We start from the raw sequence: 15,318 nt of genomic DNA on the forward strand, positions 1-15,318 counted from the left end.
TTCACGCGGGTTGAAGAGGAACCAGAAGCCTGGCTGATCGAGTCTGCTTGCTTTCCAGTCGGAGGGCCGCGAAATAGGGCCGGTATGGCGACCGTTTTTCTCCGGTTGCCTTCTACCACTCCTAGTGACATGCGCCCCTTGACCGCTCTTTCTTCCAACGACGGCCCCACGCTGACCCTCGGCATCTCCGGCTTCGGCTTCGAGGATCTGTACCGCCCCCGCGGCCTGCGGCGCCTGGCCGAGCGCTTCGACGAGCAGCTCGCCGCCGACGAGCCCGAGCTCTTCAAGGCCTTCGAGGCCTACAGGAAGTCCGGTGGCGAAGGCCTCACCGGCCCCGCCGAGTCCGAGCTGCTCATCCGCGTGGCGCGCCACGTGTCGGCCTTCGTGACCCGGCTCTTTGGCCTCGAGACGGACACGGACCGGCTGGCCCGCCACCTCAAGGGCGAGCTGCCCCTGTTCGACTTCAAGCGCGAGTTCATCACCCGCCGCGTCTTCAAGAAGGGCGCAGCGGATCGCCCGTCGCTCTCCGAGTACCCCTCGCTGGACGCGCGGATGCGGCTGATGCTGTCGCTCGCCTTCCCCGAGGCGCTCGCCAGTGACGACATCGAGCGTGCGCTGGCCGAGTCCATCCTCACGCTGATGGACCTGGAGCGGCTCTTTTCCAACACCTCCGGCAACCTGCCGCCGCTGACCCCGGAGCAGGGTGAGGCCCTGCGGGCGAAGTGGACGGGCATCCGCGCCGCGCTGCTGTCCGGGGCAGAGGGCAAGGACGCCTTCGGCTCCAGCCTGGTGACGCAGGGTGACGACGCGGCGGAGCTGCAGTCGGTGCGCAACCTGCTGGCGCTGGCGGACCGCTGGACGTACGCCCGCGCGCTGCACCCGGAGATGAAGGAGCTGTTCCACAAGTGGCCCACGCACCGGGTGCCCAAGCCGCTGGTGTTCGACCAGCTCGTGCAGCTGGAGCGTCCGGACGAGAAGCTGCCGGAGATCACCCAGGGCTCGGACCACCACCTGCGCTACCGCGACGGCTTCAAGCTGACGGATCCGCGTGGCACGCCGCGCGAGGTGATGGGCGAGGTGGACTACTGCGTCATCTGCCACGAGCGCGAGAAGGACTCGTGCTCCACGGGCTTCAAGGCGAAGGACCCGGTGGCCGAGGGCCACACCTTCAAGAAGAACCCGCTGGGGATTCCGCTCACCGGCTGCCCGCTGGACGAGCGCATCTCCGAGGCCCACGCGCTCAAGCGTGAGGGCAACTCGCTGGCGTCGCTGGCGGTGGTGATGGTGGACAACCCGATGTGCCCGGGCACCGGCCACCGCATCTGCAACGACTGCATGAAGGCCTGCATCTTCCAGAAGCAGGAGCCGGTGAACATCCCCATGGTGGAGACGGCCGCCCTGACGGACGTGCTCGGCCTGCCCTGGGGCTTTGAGATCTACGGCCTGCTCACGCGCTGGAACCCGCTGAACGTGCGCCGCCCGTACGCCCTGCCGTACGTGGGCCGCAATGTGCTGGTGGTGGGCCTGGGCCCCGCGGGCTACACGCTCTCGCACTACCTGCTCAACGAGGGCTTCGGCGTCACCGGTATCGACGGCCTGAAGATCGAGCCCTTCGAGGATGAGTTGGTGGGCCGCAACGGCAAGGCGATGAGGCCCATCCGGGACTGGAAGGCGCTCACCCGCGAGCTGGACGAGCGGATTCTCGAGGGCTTCGGCGGAGTGTCCGAGTACGGAATCACCGTGCGCTGGGACAAGAACTTCCTCACGCTGATGCACCTGACGCTGGAGCGGCGGCAGAACCTGCGCATCTACGGCGGCATCCGCTTCGGTGGCACGCTGACCATCGAGGACGCGTGGCAGATGGGCTTCGACCACATCGCCATCGCGGCGGGCGCGGGCAAGCCCACCATCATCGGGATGAAGAACAACCTCATCCGGGGCATCCGCAAGGCGAGCGACTTCCTCATGTCGCTGCAGCTCACGGGCGCCTTCAAGAGGGACTCGCTGGCCAACCTCCAGGTGCAGCTGCCGGCCATCGTCATCGGCGGAGGCCTGACGGGTATCGATACGGCCACGGAGCTGCTGGCCTACTACCCGGTGCAGGTGGAGAAGACGCTCGAGCGCCACGAGAAGCTGGTGGCCGAGCTGGGCGAGGAGACGGTGCTGGCGCGGCTGGACGCCGAGGAGAAGGCCACGTACCAGGCCTTCCTGGAGCACGGTCGGGCGGTGCGCGCCGAGCGTCAGGCCGCGCAGGACGAGGGCCGGGCGCCGGACTTCATCCGGCTGGTGCGGAGCTGGGGCGGAGTGAGCCTGGTGTACCGCCGTGGCCTCACGGAGTCGCCGGCCTACCGCCTCAACCACGAGGAAGTGGCGAAGGCGCTGGAGGAAGGCATCCGCTTCATCGAGCGCATGAGCCCGGTGGAGGCGCTGCCGGACGAGAAGGGCGCGGTGAAGGCGCTGCGCTTCGAGCGCATGGTGACGAAGGACGGCAAGCTGCGCGGCAGCGGCGAGTTCTTCGAGCTGCCGGCGCGCACGGTGTGCGTAGCGGCGGGCACGGCGCCCAACGTCACGTACGAGAAGGAGTACCCGGGCACCTTCGAGCTCGACGAGAACGGCGAGTACTTCAAGAGCTACGAGCTGGCGGAGCAGGCGGACGGCTTCGGGCTGGCGCAGGTGGAGCCGGTGGAGGACATCGGGGCGAAGGTGGGCTTCTTCACCTCGTACCGGAAGGACGGGCACCTCATCTCGTACTTCGGCGACAACCACCCCACGTATGCGGGCAACGTGGTGAAGGCCATGGCGAGCGCGAAGGACGGCTACCCCGAGGTGGCGCGTCTGTACGCGAAGGAAGTGGCGGCGCTGGACTTCAACGACGAGCTGGCACAGGCGCGGCGTGACGAGAAGCTGACGGCACACTTCGGGCAGCTGGACGAGGCGCTGCTGGCGCGCGTGGTGACGGTCAACCGGCTGACGCCGACCATCGTGGAGGTGGTGGTGAAGGCGCCGTTCGCGGCGAAGCACTTCGAGCCGGGCCAGTTCTACCGGCTGCAGAACTTCGAGCGGAGCGCGCCGGTGGTGGACGGGGTGCGCCTGACGATGGAGGGCCTGGCCCTGACGGGCGCGTGGGTGGACAAGGAGAAGGGGCTGATGGGGACCATCGTGTTGGAGATGGGCTCCTCGTCCCGGCTGTGCGCCGCGCTGAAGCCGGGCGAGCCGGTGGTGGTGATGGGTCCCACGGGAGCGCCGACGGAGATCGGCCACAACGAGACGGTCCTGCTGGTGGGAGGAGGCCTGGGCAACGCGGTGCTGTTCTCTATCGCGCGCTCGCTCAAGGCGGCCGGGTGCAAGGTGGCGTACTTCGCCGGCTTCCGTCAGCGCGCGGACGTCTTCAAGCGCGAGGAGATCGAGGCGGCGACGGACCAGGTGGTGTGGTCGGTGGACGCCGGGGAGCTCATCGAGGCGCGGCGCCCGCAGGACACGTCCTTCCGGGGCAACGTGGTGCAGGCGATGCTGGCCTACGCCAAGGGTGAGCTGGGTGTGGCACCGGTGGCGTCCTTCAAGGACGTGCAGCGGATCATCGCCATCGGCTCGGACCGGATGATGAGGGCGGTGCAGGAGGCCCGGCACGGGGTGCTGCAGCCGTACCTCAACCCCGAGCACGAGGCGATCGGCTCCATCAACTCGCCGATGCAGTGCATGATGAAGGAGATCTGCGCGCAGTGCCTGCAGCGGCACGTGGATCCGCGGACGGGGAAGGAGACGTGGGTGTTCTCCTGCTACAACCAGGACCAGCGGCTGGACCAGGTGGACTTCGTGAACCTGAACCAGCGCCTGCGAGGCAACACGGTGCTGGAGAAGGTGGCGGACCTGTACCTGGCGCAGCTGCTGAAGAAGGTACCCGGCCTGCGTCGCGTCTAAGTACCCCTCTCCCGCCGGGAGAGGGACGGGGTGAGGGTATCCGCGCCCCGGGTTGAGCCCGCGTCAACCCCCTCTCCCCCCTGGGAGAGGGTCGGGGTGAGGGTCAACCCGCGTTACTGCGCCTTCCCGCCGAAGGACTTGAGCATGTCCTGGTAGTTGCGCATCAGGTCCTGCTCGCGGGAGAGGACGAGGTCCACGTTGGCGTCGCCATGGAGCTTGCGGACGGACACGAGCCTGTCCGTCTCCTCCACGCGCTGGCGCATGACGTCAATCTGGGGTGCCAGCTCCTTCTGCTGCTCGGGCTTGAGCCGGGCCTGCATCTCCTCGAGCTTCTTGAGCTCCCCGCCCAGGTCCATCATGGCGGCCATGTGGCGCTGGGTGATGACGTCCATGACCACGGAGCCGATGCGGTTGACGTCCTCCTCGGTAAGGCCGGCCTCGCGGCGGGCTTTGGCCTCGGACTCGGCCTTGCTCTCGATGGCCTTCATGGACTCGCTCATGCCCACGGGCCTGCCCTGCGCGTCCAGCGTCCCAGCCGTCAGCCGGACCTTGGCGGCCTGGAGCTCCCGGGCCATGGCGGCATATGCATCCAGCACCTGGCGCTGGTAGCCAACGTAGGCGTCCAGCTTCGCCTGGGTGAGGGCGTAGGGATTGCTGTCATCGAACACCCCACCAGCTTCGGCGGAGGACTCCCGCTCCCCGTCGACGACCGCCCCCCCGGCTTCCTCCTGGGCAGGCACGGGGGCTTCTTCCTTCTTGCAGCCGGACAGCATCCCCGCGGCGAACAGCACCCACAGCAGCTTGCGCATCCACACTCCTCCAGGGGTCCTCCCCGGTTCCACGAGGGGCGGAGTATACGTCCGCGCACAGTCCTCCACGGGCGGGATTGCATCCGCTGCGAACGGAACGACTCCAGGCTGCTTGCCCCCCAGCGGGAGGGGCCGTCACCAGCCAACATTCGCCGTATTACCTTTGACCAACCCGGGCGCGGTCGTGTACGAACCGCGGTCCGTTCAGAGCGGTGGAGGCACCTTGAGGATCTTCCTGGTAAGGCACGGCGAGGCGGACGCGGAGGCCCCCGAGGGACTCGGTGACGAGGCGCGCGCTCTCACTGCCAAGGCCCGAGCCAGCACGGCCGCGCATTTCGCGTCGCTGGCGGAGCGCATCGGCTCAGTCTCGCTCGTGCTCACGAGCCCGCTGGTACGCACCGTGCAGACGGCGCAGTTGCTCTCCACCATCCTCAAGCACGAGGGCACCCTGCGCTCCCATCGGTGCCTCCTGCCGGACATGCCGGTGGGAGCCGTGACGCCCGTCATCGACGAGCACACGGGTGAGAACATCGTGCTCGTGGGCCACCAGCCCACCATGGGCGCCCTGGCCACCCACCTGCTGGGCATGCAGTCCTTCCCCAAGCAGGTCAACCCGGGCACCGTCATCGCCATCGAGCGTCCGGACTCCACCGAGCCCGGTGCCACGCCCGCTCCGGCCCGGCTGCTCTTCTTCGCCGCCCCCGGTCAGCCGGTGCTCGACGTCATCCAGTAGCCGCTCCAGCCTCTGGAGGGTGTGCCGATGATGGACGAGACCCGCTACAACCAGCTCATCGCCGCGGCCTTCAAGCGCATCATGGCCGCCGCGGACGTGCTCGACCCGGATGACCTCGAGGCCGAGAGCACCGGTGACATGGTCACCCTCACGGCCCCCTCGCGCGAGAAGTGCATCGTCAATACCCAGCGGGCCGTGCGGCAGATCTGGGTCGCGGGCCGTGGGCAGGGCATCCACTTCTCCTATGACGCCGCCAGCGGCTCCTGGCTGGACGACAAGGGCAAGGGACTCGAGCTCTTCCGCTTCGTGGCGGACGTGGTGCGGGAGATCTCCGGCCAGGAGCTCGCGTACCCCGGGTAACCCCGGTCCTTCTTCAACCTGGGATGCCCGGCCCCCTCTCCCAGAGGGAGAGGGGTTACGAGGGAGGGGTTCCAGAGTTACTCGGTGACGGGCTCCGCGGGGGCCTGACGGCCGCCCTCGACGCGATCTCCACCCGCGGCCTGGGCCCGCCGCAGCGCGTCTCCCGCCTCCTTCATGAGGCTGCCGAAGCTCACCTGCGCCTGGCCCTTCTGCGCCGACGGCTCGAACACCGCCAGGCCCATGGAGGCCGTCAGCCCCGGCACCGACTCCACTTCCTTCACCCGCTGCCGCAGCCGCTCGGCCACCACCATCGCGCCCTCGTGCGGCGTGTACGGCAGGAAGACGATGAAGCGACCCTCGGCGAACGGCACCGCGACGTCGATGTCCCGCAGCGCCTCGGAGAGCCGTCGGAGCACCTCCGCCAGCGCGGACGTGCGCTGCGCCGGCGCCAGCGTCGCAATGCGCTCCGCGTAACGGTCCGGCTCCAGCAACAGGTAGGAGATGGGGTAGCGGTAGCGACGGCTGCGCTTCACCTCCATGAAGAGCAGCCGCTTGAGGAACTCCAGGTCCGCCCCGGAGGAGCTCGGCTCACGGCGCGGCCCCTGATGCTGCATCAGCTGCATCTCGGTGCGCACCACCGACACCGTCTCCCGGGCCTGCGCGAGCTGCATCATCAGGCTCACGCAGGACACCACGGTGGCCCGCTTCAGCGGACCCACCAGGCACGCCTCCGCCCCTGCGGCGGACGCGCGCGCCTCCGGCTGCTCCTCTTCCGGCAGGTACAGCAGGAGGACCGGAATGCCCGGCGCCTCCTCCTTCACCTGCCGGCAGAGCGCCTCGCCGTCGAAGCTCTCCGTGACAGAAGCCAGTACCAATGCGGGCGCCAGCTCCCGCACCCGCTCCAGGGCCTCCCGGACGTCGGTCGCCATCGTCACCTCATGGCTGGCGCTCTCCAGGAACTTGCGCAGGGCCCCAGCCACTGCGGCGGCTGGCTCCGCGACGAGGATGAAGGCCATCTCAGACCTCCATCACTTCCTTCTCCTTCTTGGAGATGATCTCGTCGACCTTCTTCACCCCGTCGTCCGTCTCCTTCTGCACCTTTTCCGTCAGGCGCTTGGAGTCGTCCTCGGTGATCTTCTTGTCCTTGAGCTGCGCCTTGAGCGCCTCGTTGGCGTCACGGCGGATGTTGCGGATGGCGACCTTGTGATCCTCGCCCTTGGTCTTCACCTGCTTGGCGATCTCCTTGCGCCGCTCCTCAGTGAGCGGCGGGAAGGGCAGGCGGATGACCTCGCCATCGTTCATCGGGTTGATGCCGAGGTTGGCCTCACGAATGGCCTTCTCGATCTCCTTCAGAACGGTCTTCTCCCACGGCTTGATGATGATGAGCCGAGGCTCGGGCGAGGTGATGTTGGCCACGCCGCTCAGCGGAGTGGGCGTGCCGTAATAATCCACCCGGATACCGTCCAACAGGTTGGGGCTGGCCCGGCCGGTGCGCACCTTCGTCAGCTCCCGGCGAAGATCCTCGAGCGTCTTGTCGATACGGCCCTTCAGTTCGGTCACGGCGTCTGCCATGTGCAGGTCTCCTTATGAAGCGCGTCCGTACTTCTCTCAGGCCCAGGCCGTCTCGCCCACGCCCACCACGGTTCCAATCTCGCCCGCGTCGCCCAGGATGGCCTTGCCAATGTTACCGCGCTGGGTGAGGTCGAAGACGATGATCGGCAGCTTGTTGTCCATGCAGAGCGAGATGGCCGTGGAGTCCATCACGTTCAGGTTCTGCTTGAGAACGTCCATGTACGTCAGCGTCCGGTAGCGGCGTGCCGCCGGATCCTTCTTGGGATCCGCATTGTAGATGCCATCCACCTTGGTCGCCTTGAGGATGACCTCGGCGTTGATCTCCATGGCGCGCAGGGAGGCAGCGGTGTCCGTGGTGAAGTACGGGTTGCCGGTGCCCGCCGCGAAGATGACGATGCGGCCCTTCTCCAGGTGACGCACCGCGCGCCGACGGATGTAGGGCTCGGCGATCTGCTCCATCTTGATGGCCGAGAGCACCCGGGTGTGGCAGCCCTGCTTCTCCAGCGCGTCCTGCATGGCCATGGAGTTGATGCAGGTGGCGAGCATGCCCATGTAGTCGGCGCTCGCGCGGTCCATGCCCTCGGTGGAGCCCGCCACGCCGCGGAAGATGTTGCCTCCGCCGATGACCACGGCCAGCTCCACGCCCGCCTCCGCCACCTCTTTGAGCTCCGAGGCGATGCGCGACAGCGTGGGAGGATGGATTCCGTACTTCCCCTCTCCCATCAGGGCTTCACCCGACAGCTTGAGGAGAATGCGCTTGTAACGACGGGCAGTGGCTGGAGCGGACATTGCTCCCGCTTCTATCCCTCGCCCTGGCGGCGATCAACGCCGGAGTGCCCTCCGCCGTCCGCCACCGGCCCCTCCCCCGGCACCCGGCCCCTCGAACGGCAAGGGCCGCGACGCCCCGGGGAATACCGGAACGCGCGGCCCTCGGGACGGCGGGCGGCGGACGACTAGGCCTGGCCCAGCGTCTTGGCCACCTCGGCGGCCAGGTCATCCTTCTTCTTCTCGATGCCCTCACCCACCTCGTAGCGCACGAAGCGGCGGATGGAGACCTTCTCGCCGATCTTCGCCGCACGCTCGGTGACCATCTCGCCGACCTTCTTCTTGTCGTCCTTCACCCAGAGCTGGTCCACGAGGCACACCTGCTCGAAGTACTTCTCCACCTTGCCCACGAGGATCTTGTCCCACATGGCCTCGGGCTTGCCCTGCTGCTTGAGCAGCGCGCGCTGGATCTCCTTCTCCTTCTCCAGCAGGTCGGCGGGGACCTCCTCACGGCGCACGTACTTGGGGCTGGCCGCGGCGACCTGCATGGCCACGTCCTTCACCAGATCCTGGAAGTCCGTGTTGCGGGCCACGAAGTCCGTCTCGCAGTTGACCTCCACGATGACGCCGATACGGCCACCGTGAACGTAGGTGCCGATGACACCCTCGGCCGCCACGCGGCCTTCCTTGCTGCCGGCCTTGGCGATGCCCTTCTTGCGCAGCCACTCCTCGGCCTTGACGAAGTCGCCACCCGTCTCGTTGAGGGCCTTCTTGCAATCCATCATGCCCGCGCCGGTCTTCTCGCGGAGCTCCTTCACCATCGTGGCGCTGACCTCGGCCATGTTCGTCTCCAGGGACCCTCCCCGAGCCTCGGGAAGGGATTAAGGTTTGAAGGTACTGCGGCGGTTGAAAAGGAAAAGCCGGGCGGCGAACCAGGCGCCGTCCGGCTGGACTTCTCGCGCCTCAGGGACGAGGCGCGGCGGCGCTACTCGGCGGCGGACTCCTCGCCACCAGCCTCGCCGCCCTCGGAGGCCTCGCCCGCGGCAGGGGCGGGAGCGGCGGCACCCTTCATCTCCACGAGGGGACCCCGGCGGTCGCCACCGCGGCGGTCGCCGCGATCACCCCGGTCGCCACGGCGAGGCCCGCGGCGGTCGCCACGGTCGTCGCGGTCGCGGCGATCACCACGCTCCTCACGACCCTCCTCCTCGTCACGGTCGGCCGCCCCGCTGGCGCGGTAGCGAGCCCCGCCCTCGATGCACGACTCGGCGATCTTCGAGGTGAAGAGCTTGATGGAGCGGATGGCGTCGTCGTTGCCCGGGATGACGAAGTCGATGCCGTCCGGGTCGCAGTTGGTGTCCACCACGCCGATGACCGGGATGCCGAGGCGGTTGGCCTCGTGCACCGCGATGTGCTCCTTCTTCGGGTCGATGACGAAGATGCACTTGGGCAGCTTGGACATCTCCTTCACGCCGCCCAGGTTCTTCTCCAGCTTCTCGCGCTCACGCTCGAGGGCCGCGACCTCCTTCTTCGGGAGGCGCTCGAAGGTGCCGTCCTCGGCCATCTTCTCCAGGGTCTTCAGCCGATCGATGCCCTGCTTGATCGTCTTGAAGTTGGTCAGCGTGCCACCGAGCCAGCGGCTGGTGACGAAGAACTGACCGGCGCGGCGCGCCTCCTCCTGGATGACGTCCTGCGCCTGCTTCTTGGTGCCCACGAAGAGCACCGAGCCGCCACGGCCGGTGATGTCCGCCACGAAGCGGAAGGCCGCGCGGGCCAGGTTCACCGTCTTCTGCAGGTCGATGATGTAGATGCCGTTGCGGGCGCCGAAGATGTACGGCTTCATCTTCGGGTTCCAGCGCTTCGTCTGGTGGCCGAAGTGAACACCGGCCTCCAGGAGCTGCCGCATCGTGATGCCGCCGGCGGCGGCCATGGCCTGCTGCTGCGTCGTATTGTCCTGCGTATCCATCTCGGTTCTTCCTCCACGTTGTGTGGGTACTCCGGCCGTTCGCTCCCTGACAGGAGCACCGAGGGCCGGCACGAACGTGTGTGTAGTGGGTTGACTGAAACAACGAGCCCGCCACCAGCCAGGCTGGCGACGGGCGCGCTTCTCTAACAAAACCCATGCCGACGGTGCAAGCTTCACAACGCCGGGTGGGGAATTGTGGACGGACGCCGGGCACCCAGAGAGGCTGGGGCCCGGTCCATCGGGCGAGGCCTAGACGCTGGCCTCGGCGGCACCGTGGCACTTCTTGTACTTCTTGCCACTGCCGCAGGGGCACGGATCGTTGCGGCCCACGCGGGGACCCCCAGCCGGAGCGGCGCCCTGGCGGGCGGCGGCGGCCGGACGCGCGGCGGCGGGCTCGGCCAGCTTGCCCTCGGCGTCCGCACGGCCTTCCTGCATCTGACGCTGCCGCTGGGCCATCTGCCGGGCCAGCCGGGCCGTCTCCTCGGCGGCGGCGGCGGCGGCCTTGGCCTGCACGCGCATCATCTGCATGGCGAACTGGGTGCTGATGGCCCCCAGCATCTGCATGAAGCCGTTGTAGCCTTCCTTCTTGTACTCCTGCTTCGGGTCCTTCTGGCCGTAGCCGCGCAGACCGATGCCCTGGCGCAGGTGGTCCATCGCCAGCAGGTGGTCCTTCCACAGGGTGTCGATGGTGACCAGGTAGCGCACCTGGAGGAAGCGCAGGAACTCCTCGCCGAACTCCTGCTCCCGCGTCTGGATGACCTTCTCGGCCGCCTTGTAGATGTCGTCCTGGAGCTCCTCGCGCGAGCCCGCGCTGGCGAAGGACAGCTCCAGGTTGAGCGACTCCTTCACGCCGCGGGTGAGCGCCTCCAGGTCCCAGGTAGCGGGGTTCTTGGACGGGCAGTACGTGTCGGTGAGCGACACGATGACGTCCTCGACCGCGTCCAGGAGCAGCTCCCGGTAGTCCGCCCAGGAGACGGTCTGCTCGGAGCGGATCTTCGCGCGGGTCTTCTTGTCCTCCTCGTACTCGATCAGCGGGATGCCAGCACCGGCGGCCAGCACCTTGCGGCGCAGCTTGTAGATGGTGCGCCGCTGCTGGTTCATCACGTCGTCGTACTCGAGCAGGTTCTTGCGGATGTCGAAGTTGTGACCCTCGACGCGCCGCTGGGCGCTCTCGATGGCGCGGCTGAGCCACACGTGCTCGATGACCTCGCCCTCCTCCATGCCCAGGCGCTCCATCAGCCCCGAGATGCGCTCGGAGCCGAAGATGCGCATCAGGTCGTCCTCGAGCGACAGGTAGAAGCGGCTGCCACCCGGGTCACCCTGGCGGCCGGCGCGGCCACGCAGCTGGTTGTCGATGCGGCGCGACTCGTGGCGCTCGGTGCCGATGATGTAGAGGCCGCCGGCACCCACCACTTCCTCGCGTTCCTTCTGCGTCTGCTCCTTGTACTTCGCCAGCGCCGCCTCGAAGCGCTGCTTGTGCTCGGCGAGCGCCTGCTGGTAGCCGGTCATGTCCACCGGCTGGCCCTCCGGCGTCGTCGTCACGTCGGGCGGCTGGGGCTCGGGGCCCACCTCGGCCTTGGCCATCACCTCGGGGTTACCACCCAGGAGGATGTCCGTGCCGCGACCGGCCATGTTGGTGGCGATGGTGACCGCGCCCTTGCGGCCCGCCTGCGCGACGATCTCCGCCTCGCGCTCGTGCTGCTTGGCGTTGAGCACGTTGTGGGGGATGCCCTGAGCCTTGAGGAAGTTGGCCACCACCTCGCTCTTCGCGATGGACACGGTGCCCACCAGCACCGGCTGCCCCTTCTTGTGCAGCTCGACGATGTCCTTGGCCACCGCCTCGAACTTCTCGCGCTCCGTCTTGTAGACGACGTCGTCCTGATCCTTGCGGACCATCGCCCGGTTGGTAGGCACCACCCGGACCTCGAGGTTGTAGATCTTCGCGAACTCCTCGGCCTCGGTGTCGGCGGTGCCGGTCATGCCCGAGAGCTTGGAGTACATGCGGAAGTAGTTCTGGAACGAGATGGTCGCCAGCGTCTGGTTCTCGTTCTCGATGTTCACGCCTTCCTTGGCCTCGACGGCCTGGTGCAGGCCGTCCGACCAACGGCGGCCCGCCATCAGGCGGCCGGTGAACTCGTCGACGATCATGACCTCGCCGTCGCGCACCACGTAGTCGCGGTCACGCTTGTAGAGCGTGTGGGCGCGCAGGGCCTGCTCCACGTGGTGGAGCGTCTCGATCTCGCCCGGATCGTAGAGGTTCCCAATCTTGAGCCGCTGCTGGAGCTTCTCGATGCCCGCGTCGGTGAGGGACACCGACTTGTGCTTCTCGTCCAGGATGTAGTCCTGGTCCGGCACCAGGCCCGGGATCACCTTGTCGACGTTGTAGTACTTGTCGGTGGTGTCATCGGTGGGGCCGGAGATGATGAGCGGGGTGCGGGCCTCGTCGATGAGGATGGAGTCCACCTCGTCAACGATGGCGAAGTTCAGCTCGCGCTGGACGTAGTCCTGCAGGCGGAACTTCATGTTGTCGCGCAGGTAGTCGAAGCCGAACTCGTTGTTCTGTCCGTAGGTGATGTCCGCCCGGTAGGACTCCTGGCGCTGACGGTCGTTCAGCTCGTGGAGGATGCAGCCGGTGGTCATGCCCAGGAAGCGGTGCACACGGCCCATCCACTCGGCGTCGCGCCGGGCGAGGTAGTCGTTCACCGTCACCACGTGCACGCCGCGGCCGGACAGGGCGTTGAGGTACGAGGGCAGCGTGGCGGTGAGCGTCTTGCCCTCACCGGTGCGCATCTCCGCGATGCACCCCTGGTGGAGGAACATGCCGCCGATCATCTGCACGTCGTAGTGACGCTGGCCGATCACCCGGCGAGCAGCCTCGCGCGTGATGGCGAAGGCGTCGAACAGCAGCTCGTCCAGCGGGCGGCCGTTCTGCACCTCCTGCTTCATCCGTGCGGTGGCGGCAGGGAAGTCCTCATCCTTGAGCGCCCGCATTTTGCTCTCGAGCTCATTGATGCGGGCTACCTTCGGGAGCGTTTTCTTGAGCTCGCGCTCATTCTTCGTCCCGATGATCTTCTTCAGCGTCCATTCGATCATGCGATTCTGACTCTCTCGCCGAAGAATCCGCGAAGGGACGCGGCGAGTGAAAGGAAATCCCTGGATTGTAGGTGGGATGCAGGAAGGAAACCATGCGTTTCTCCCGCGTCATTCCACCTGATTGGCCGCCGCGCGAGCGGCAGGACAGAGTAAAGCGGAACCGAGGCCACGCAATGCCCTCCCGTCGAAAAGAGACCAGTCGTCCCGCCAGGCGCCCTGCTCCCCGCCCTCAGAAGGGCCCGTCCCCTGCTCGGGGGGCGAAGCCAGCGCCCATGCCGCTCCCCGCGATTCCACCCCGGGTGAAGATACCGCCTATACCGGCGGCTACCCTCCCCTCACAACCCGGGCGGTGGCTCTGGACCTGCCGCGCCGGTTTCGAGCCCCACCTGTTCGAAGAGCTGGAGTGGGCGGGAGCCTCCCCCCGGATGCTCGGTGAGGTGCTCGTGGAGAGCGAGAAGCGCCCGCCCGAGCCCCCCGTCTTCGCCCGCACGGGCATCCGTGTGCAGGCTTCGTTGCCTGCCGAGCAATCACCCGAGCAGCTCGCCGAGTCGATCGCCGCCCGGGTGGCCGAGACGGTGCCTGCTGGCTTGCTCGTGCTCCAGGCCTTCACCCCGGACAGCCCGGCCGGCAACCGGATGGCCGACGAGGCGGATGCCCTGCTGGAAGCGGTACGGGCACGTCTGCCTGCGGACCGGCTGCTGGAGGAGACCTGGCGCGCCCGCGAGGCCGGGGCGACGCTCGTCGAGCTGTGTGTGGCTCCTGGCGTGGTGCTGGTGGGCTCGGTGCCCGCGCGTGAGGCGCTCTCGCTCTCGCCGGGTGGCCGCCAGCGGATGCGGCGCTCGGGCGACTCCCCTTCTCGCGCGGCGATGAAGCTGGAGGAGGCTCTGGTCAACCTGCCCTTCGAGCCGGGCCGGGGTGAGGTGTGTGTGGACCTCGGCGCGGCCCCGGGCGGATGGACACAGCGGCTGGTGGCGCGCGGAGCACGGGTGATTGCCGTGGACCCGGCGAAGCTGATGCCGGAGCTCGCCCGACAGCCTCGCGTGGAGCACATCCAGGAGAGCGCCTTCGCCTACTCCCCCGAGGAGCCAGCCGACTGGCTCTTCTGCGACATGGCCTGGCGGCCGCTCGAGGTGGCGCAGCTCCTGGCCAAGTGGGGCCGGCGCGGCTGGGCCTCCCATCTGGTGGCCAACATCAAGCTGCCCATGAAGGACAAGAACCCCATCCTCGTGCGGGTGCGTCACATCCTCACCCAGGAGGGCGGCTGGCAGGGGCTGACGATGCGCCAGCTCTACCACGACCGGGACGAGGTGACAGTCACCGCGCACAAGGCCATCTAGACCCTCCCCCTGGGAGGGGGTCGGCGTTAAAGAGCGGCCATGCCCTACGCCATCGACGAAGCCATGGCCACCGCGCTGGTGACCCTCTACTCACGGCTCGTGCAGCGCTCGCCCGAGCCCGTGAAGGTCGCGCTCCAGCGCCTGCTCGACGAGGAGCACGCCCGCCGTGGCGTGCCGGACGCGACGGGGGCGCTCAATCCGCTCGCCCTCACGCAGGGGACGCTCCTCAAGGAGGAGTTCGACCTCTCCACGCACGCCCACCACTCAGGCTGGACGGTGGGCGCCCTCATCGCCGACGTGAAGGGGATGATTCACGTCAACGCGCGCCACGGCTTCCCCGCGGGCGACGCGATGCTGCGGGCCGTGGTGGAGTCCCTGCGCGCCCAGTTCCCCGGGGCCAAGGTGGTGCGGCTGCAAGGGGACAACTTCGCCGTGCTGCTGGTGCCCACCTCGGGCCTCGCGGTGACGGAGGGACTGCGCGAGCCCACCCGGTCCCGGCTCGCCGCGGACGCTCGCGCCGCGCTTCCCGCGGGTGCCGAGGCTCCGGACTTCACGCTCGCGTTGCTAGAGCTCACCATCGAGCAACCCACCCACTGGCAGGTGCTGGGGCCGCTCGTGTGGGGGGAGCTCGAGCGCGCCTATACCCTGGAGCGCATGGGGAACGCCGGAGGACTCCAGCACCGGCGGCTGCAGCTCGGTGGTTTCGTGCCCGGCCGCTCCGAGCCCTAGAAACGCGAAAGGGGCGAGGGTCCGATGACCCTCACCCCG

At 68.0% G+C, this 15,318-nt stretch carries 12 protein-coding genes; 5 read left to right on the forward strand and 7 right to left on the reverse strand.

All coding sequences use genetic code 11. The features are described from left to right. Positions 1-129 precede the first annotated feature (129 nt). A complete protein-coding gene (locus OV287_RS38795) occupies positions 130-3,918 on the forward strand; it encodes an FAD-dependent oxidoreductase (RefSeq protein WP_267539083.1) in 3,789 nt (1,262 codons plus the stop codon). Positions 3,919-4,031: 113 nt separating this feature from the next. Here the strand turns inward: OV287_RS38795 and OV287_RS38800 are convergent, their stop codons facing one another. Beyond that, complete coding sequence (locus OV287_RS38800) at positions 4,032-4,727, reverse strand: hypothetical protein (protein WP_267539084.1); 696 nt, start codon at positions 4,725-4,727, stop codon at positions 4,032-4,034. Positions 4,728-4,950: 223 nt separating this feature from the next. Between OV287_RS38800 and OV287_RS38805 the strand changes: the two genes are divergently transcribed. Together OV287_RS38805 and cyaY are read left to right on the forward strand one after the other, a co-directional pair. Beyond that, the gene (locus tag OV287_RS38805) at positions 4,951-5,460 is read left to right on the forward strand and encodes a SixA phosphatase family protein (protein ID WP_267539085.1); all 510 of its coding nucleotides are present in this window, start codon (positions 4,951-4,953) and stop codon (positions 5,458-5,460) included. A gap of 27 nt (positions 5,461-5,487) precedes the next feature. Then, positions 5,488-5,820: an iron donor protein CyaY gene (cyaY, locus tag OV287_RS38810; protein WP_267539086.1), complete on the forward strand. Its 333-nt coding sequence runs from the start codon at positions 5,488-5,490 to the stop codon at positions 5,818-5,820. Positions 5,821-5,897: 77 nt separating this feature from the next. On the opposite strand, the gene OV287_RS38815 is transcribed toward cyaY, so the two are convergent. From OV287_RS38815 to secA, 6 genes are all read right to left on the reverse strand, one after another. Beyond that, positions 5,898-6,836 carry a diguanylate cyclase gene (locus OV287_RS38815; RefSeq protein WP_267539087.1) on the reverse strand — a complete coding sequence of 313 codons (939 nt, stop codon included), beginning with the start codon at positions 6,834-6,836 and terminating at the stop codon, positions 5,898-5,900. Between the two features lies 1 nt (position 6,837). Beyond that, positions 6,838-7,392 carry a ribosome recycling factor gene (gene frr, locus OV287_RS38820; RefSeq protein ID WP_267539088.1) on the reverse strand — a complete coding sequence of 185 codons (555 nt, stop codon included), beginning with the start codon at positions 7,390-7,392 and terminating at the stop codon, positions 6,838-6,840. Between the two features lie 36 nt (positions 7,393-7,428). Next, a complete protein-coding gene (gene pyrH / locus OV287_RS38825; RefSeq protein ID WP_267539089.1) occupies positions 7,429-8,181 on the reverse strand; it encodes a UMP kinase in 753 nt (250 codons plus the stop codon). A gap of 164 nt (positions 8,182-8,345) precedes the next feature. Further along, a complete protein-coding gene (gene tsf / locus OV287_RS38830) occupies positions 8,346-8,999 on the reverse strand; it encodes a translation elongation factor Ts (RefSeq protein WP_267539090.1) in 654 nt (217 codons plus the stop codon). 143 nt (positions 9,000-9,142) lie between these two features. Next, complete coding sequence (gene rpsB, locus OV287_RS38835) at positions 9,143-10,120, reverse strand: 30S ribosomal protein S2 (protein ID WP_267539091.1); 978 nt, start codon at positions 10,118-10,120, stop codon at positions 9,143-9,145. Positions 10,121-10,369: 249 nt separating this feature from the next. Beyond that, a complete protein-coding gene (gene secA / locus OV287_RS38840; protein ID WP_267539092.1) occupies positions 10,370-13,213 on the reverse strand; it encodes a preprotein translocase subunit SecA in 2,844 nt (947 codons plus the stop codon). A gap of 272 nt (positions 13,214-13,485) precedes the next feature. On the opposite strand from secA, the gene rlmM reads away from it, so the two are divergent. Both rlmM and OV287_RS38850 read left to right on the forward strand, forming a co-directional pair. Further along, positions 13,486-14,550, forward strand: a complete 1,065-nt coding sequence (gene rlmM / locus OV287_RS38845; RefSeq protein ID WP_267539093.1) for a 23S rRNA (cytidine(2498)-2'-O)-methyltransferase RlmM — start codon at positions 13,486-13,488, stop codon at positions 14,548-14,550. A 39-nt stretch (positions 14,551-14,589) separates the two neighbouring features. Further along, positions 14,590-15,279 carry a diguanylate cyclase domain-containing protein gene (locus tag OV287_RS38850; RefSeq protein WP_267539094.1) on the forward strand — a complete coding sequence of 230 codons (690 nt, stop codon included), beginning with the start codon at positions 14,590-14,592 and terminating at the stop codon, positions 15,277-15,279. Positions 15,280-15,318 lie beyond the last annotated feature (39 nt).

Origin of the sequence: Archangium lansingense (assembly GCF_026626635.1) — a bacterium.
GTDB classification, from domain to species: domain Bacteria; phylum Myxococcota; class Myxococcia; order Myxococcales; family Myxococcaceae; genus Archangium; species Archangium lansingense.

Bases quoted from the DNA above. Each gene is read 5' to 3' on its own strand.
- OV287_RS38795 (WP_267539083.1), top strand. From the start codon at position 130: ATGCGCCCCTTGACCGCTCTTTCTTCCAACGACGGCCCCACGCTGACC.
- OV287_RS38800 (WP_267539084.1), bottom strand. From the start codon at position 4,727: ATGCGCAAGCTGCTGTGGGTGCTGTTCGCCGCGGGGATGCTGTCCGGC.
- cyaY (WP_267539086.1), top strand. From the start codon at position 5,488: ATGATGGACGAGACCCGCTACAACCAGCTCATCGCCGCGGCCTTCAAG.
- OV287_RS38815 (WP_267539087.1), bottom strand. From the start codon at position 6,836: ATGGCCTTCATCCTCGTCGCGGAGCCAGCCGCCGCAGTGGCTGGGGCC.
- frr (WP_267539088.1), bottom strand. From the start codon at position 7,392: ATGGCAGACGCCGTGACCGAACTGAAGGGCCGTATCGACAAGACGCTC.
- pyrH (WP_267539089.1), bottom strand. From the start codon at position 8,181: ATGTCCGCTCCAGCCACTGCCCGTCGTTACAAGCGCATTCTCCTCAAG.
- tsf (WP_267539090.1), bottom strand. From the start codon at position 8,999: ATGGCCGAGGTCAGCGCCACGATGGTGAAGGAGCTCCGCGAGAAGACC.
- rpsB (WP_267539091.1), bottom strand. From the start codon at position 10,120: ATGGATACGCAGGACAATACGACGCAGCAGCAGGCCATGGCCGCCGCC.
- secA (WP_267539092.1), bottom strand. From the start codon at position 13,213: ATGATCGAATGGACGCTGAAGAAGATCATCGGGACGAAGAATGAGCGC.
- rlmM (WP_267539093.1), top strand. From the start codon at position 13,486: ATGCCGCTCCCCGCGATTCCACCCCGGGTGAAGATACCGCCTATACCG.
- OV287_RS38850 (WP_267539094.1), top strand. From the start codon at position 14,590: ATGCCCTACGCCATCGACGAAGCCATGGCCACCGCGCTGGTGACCCTC.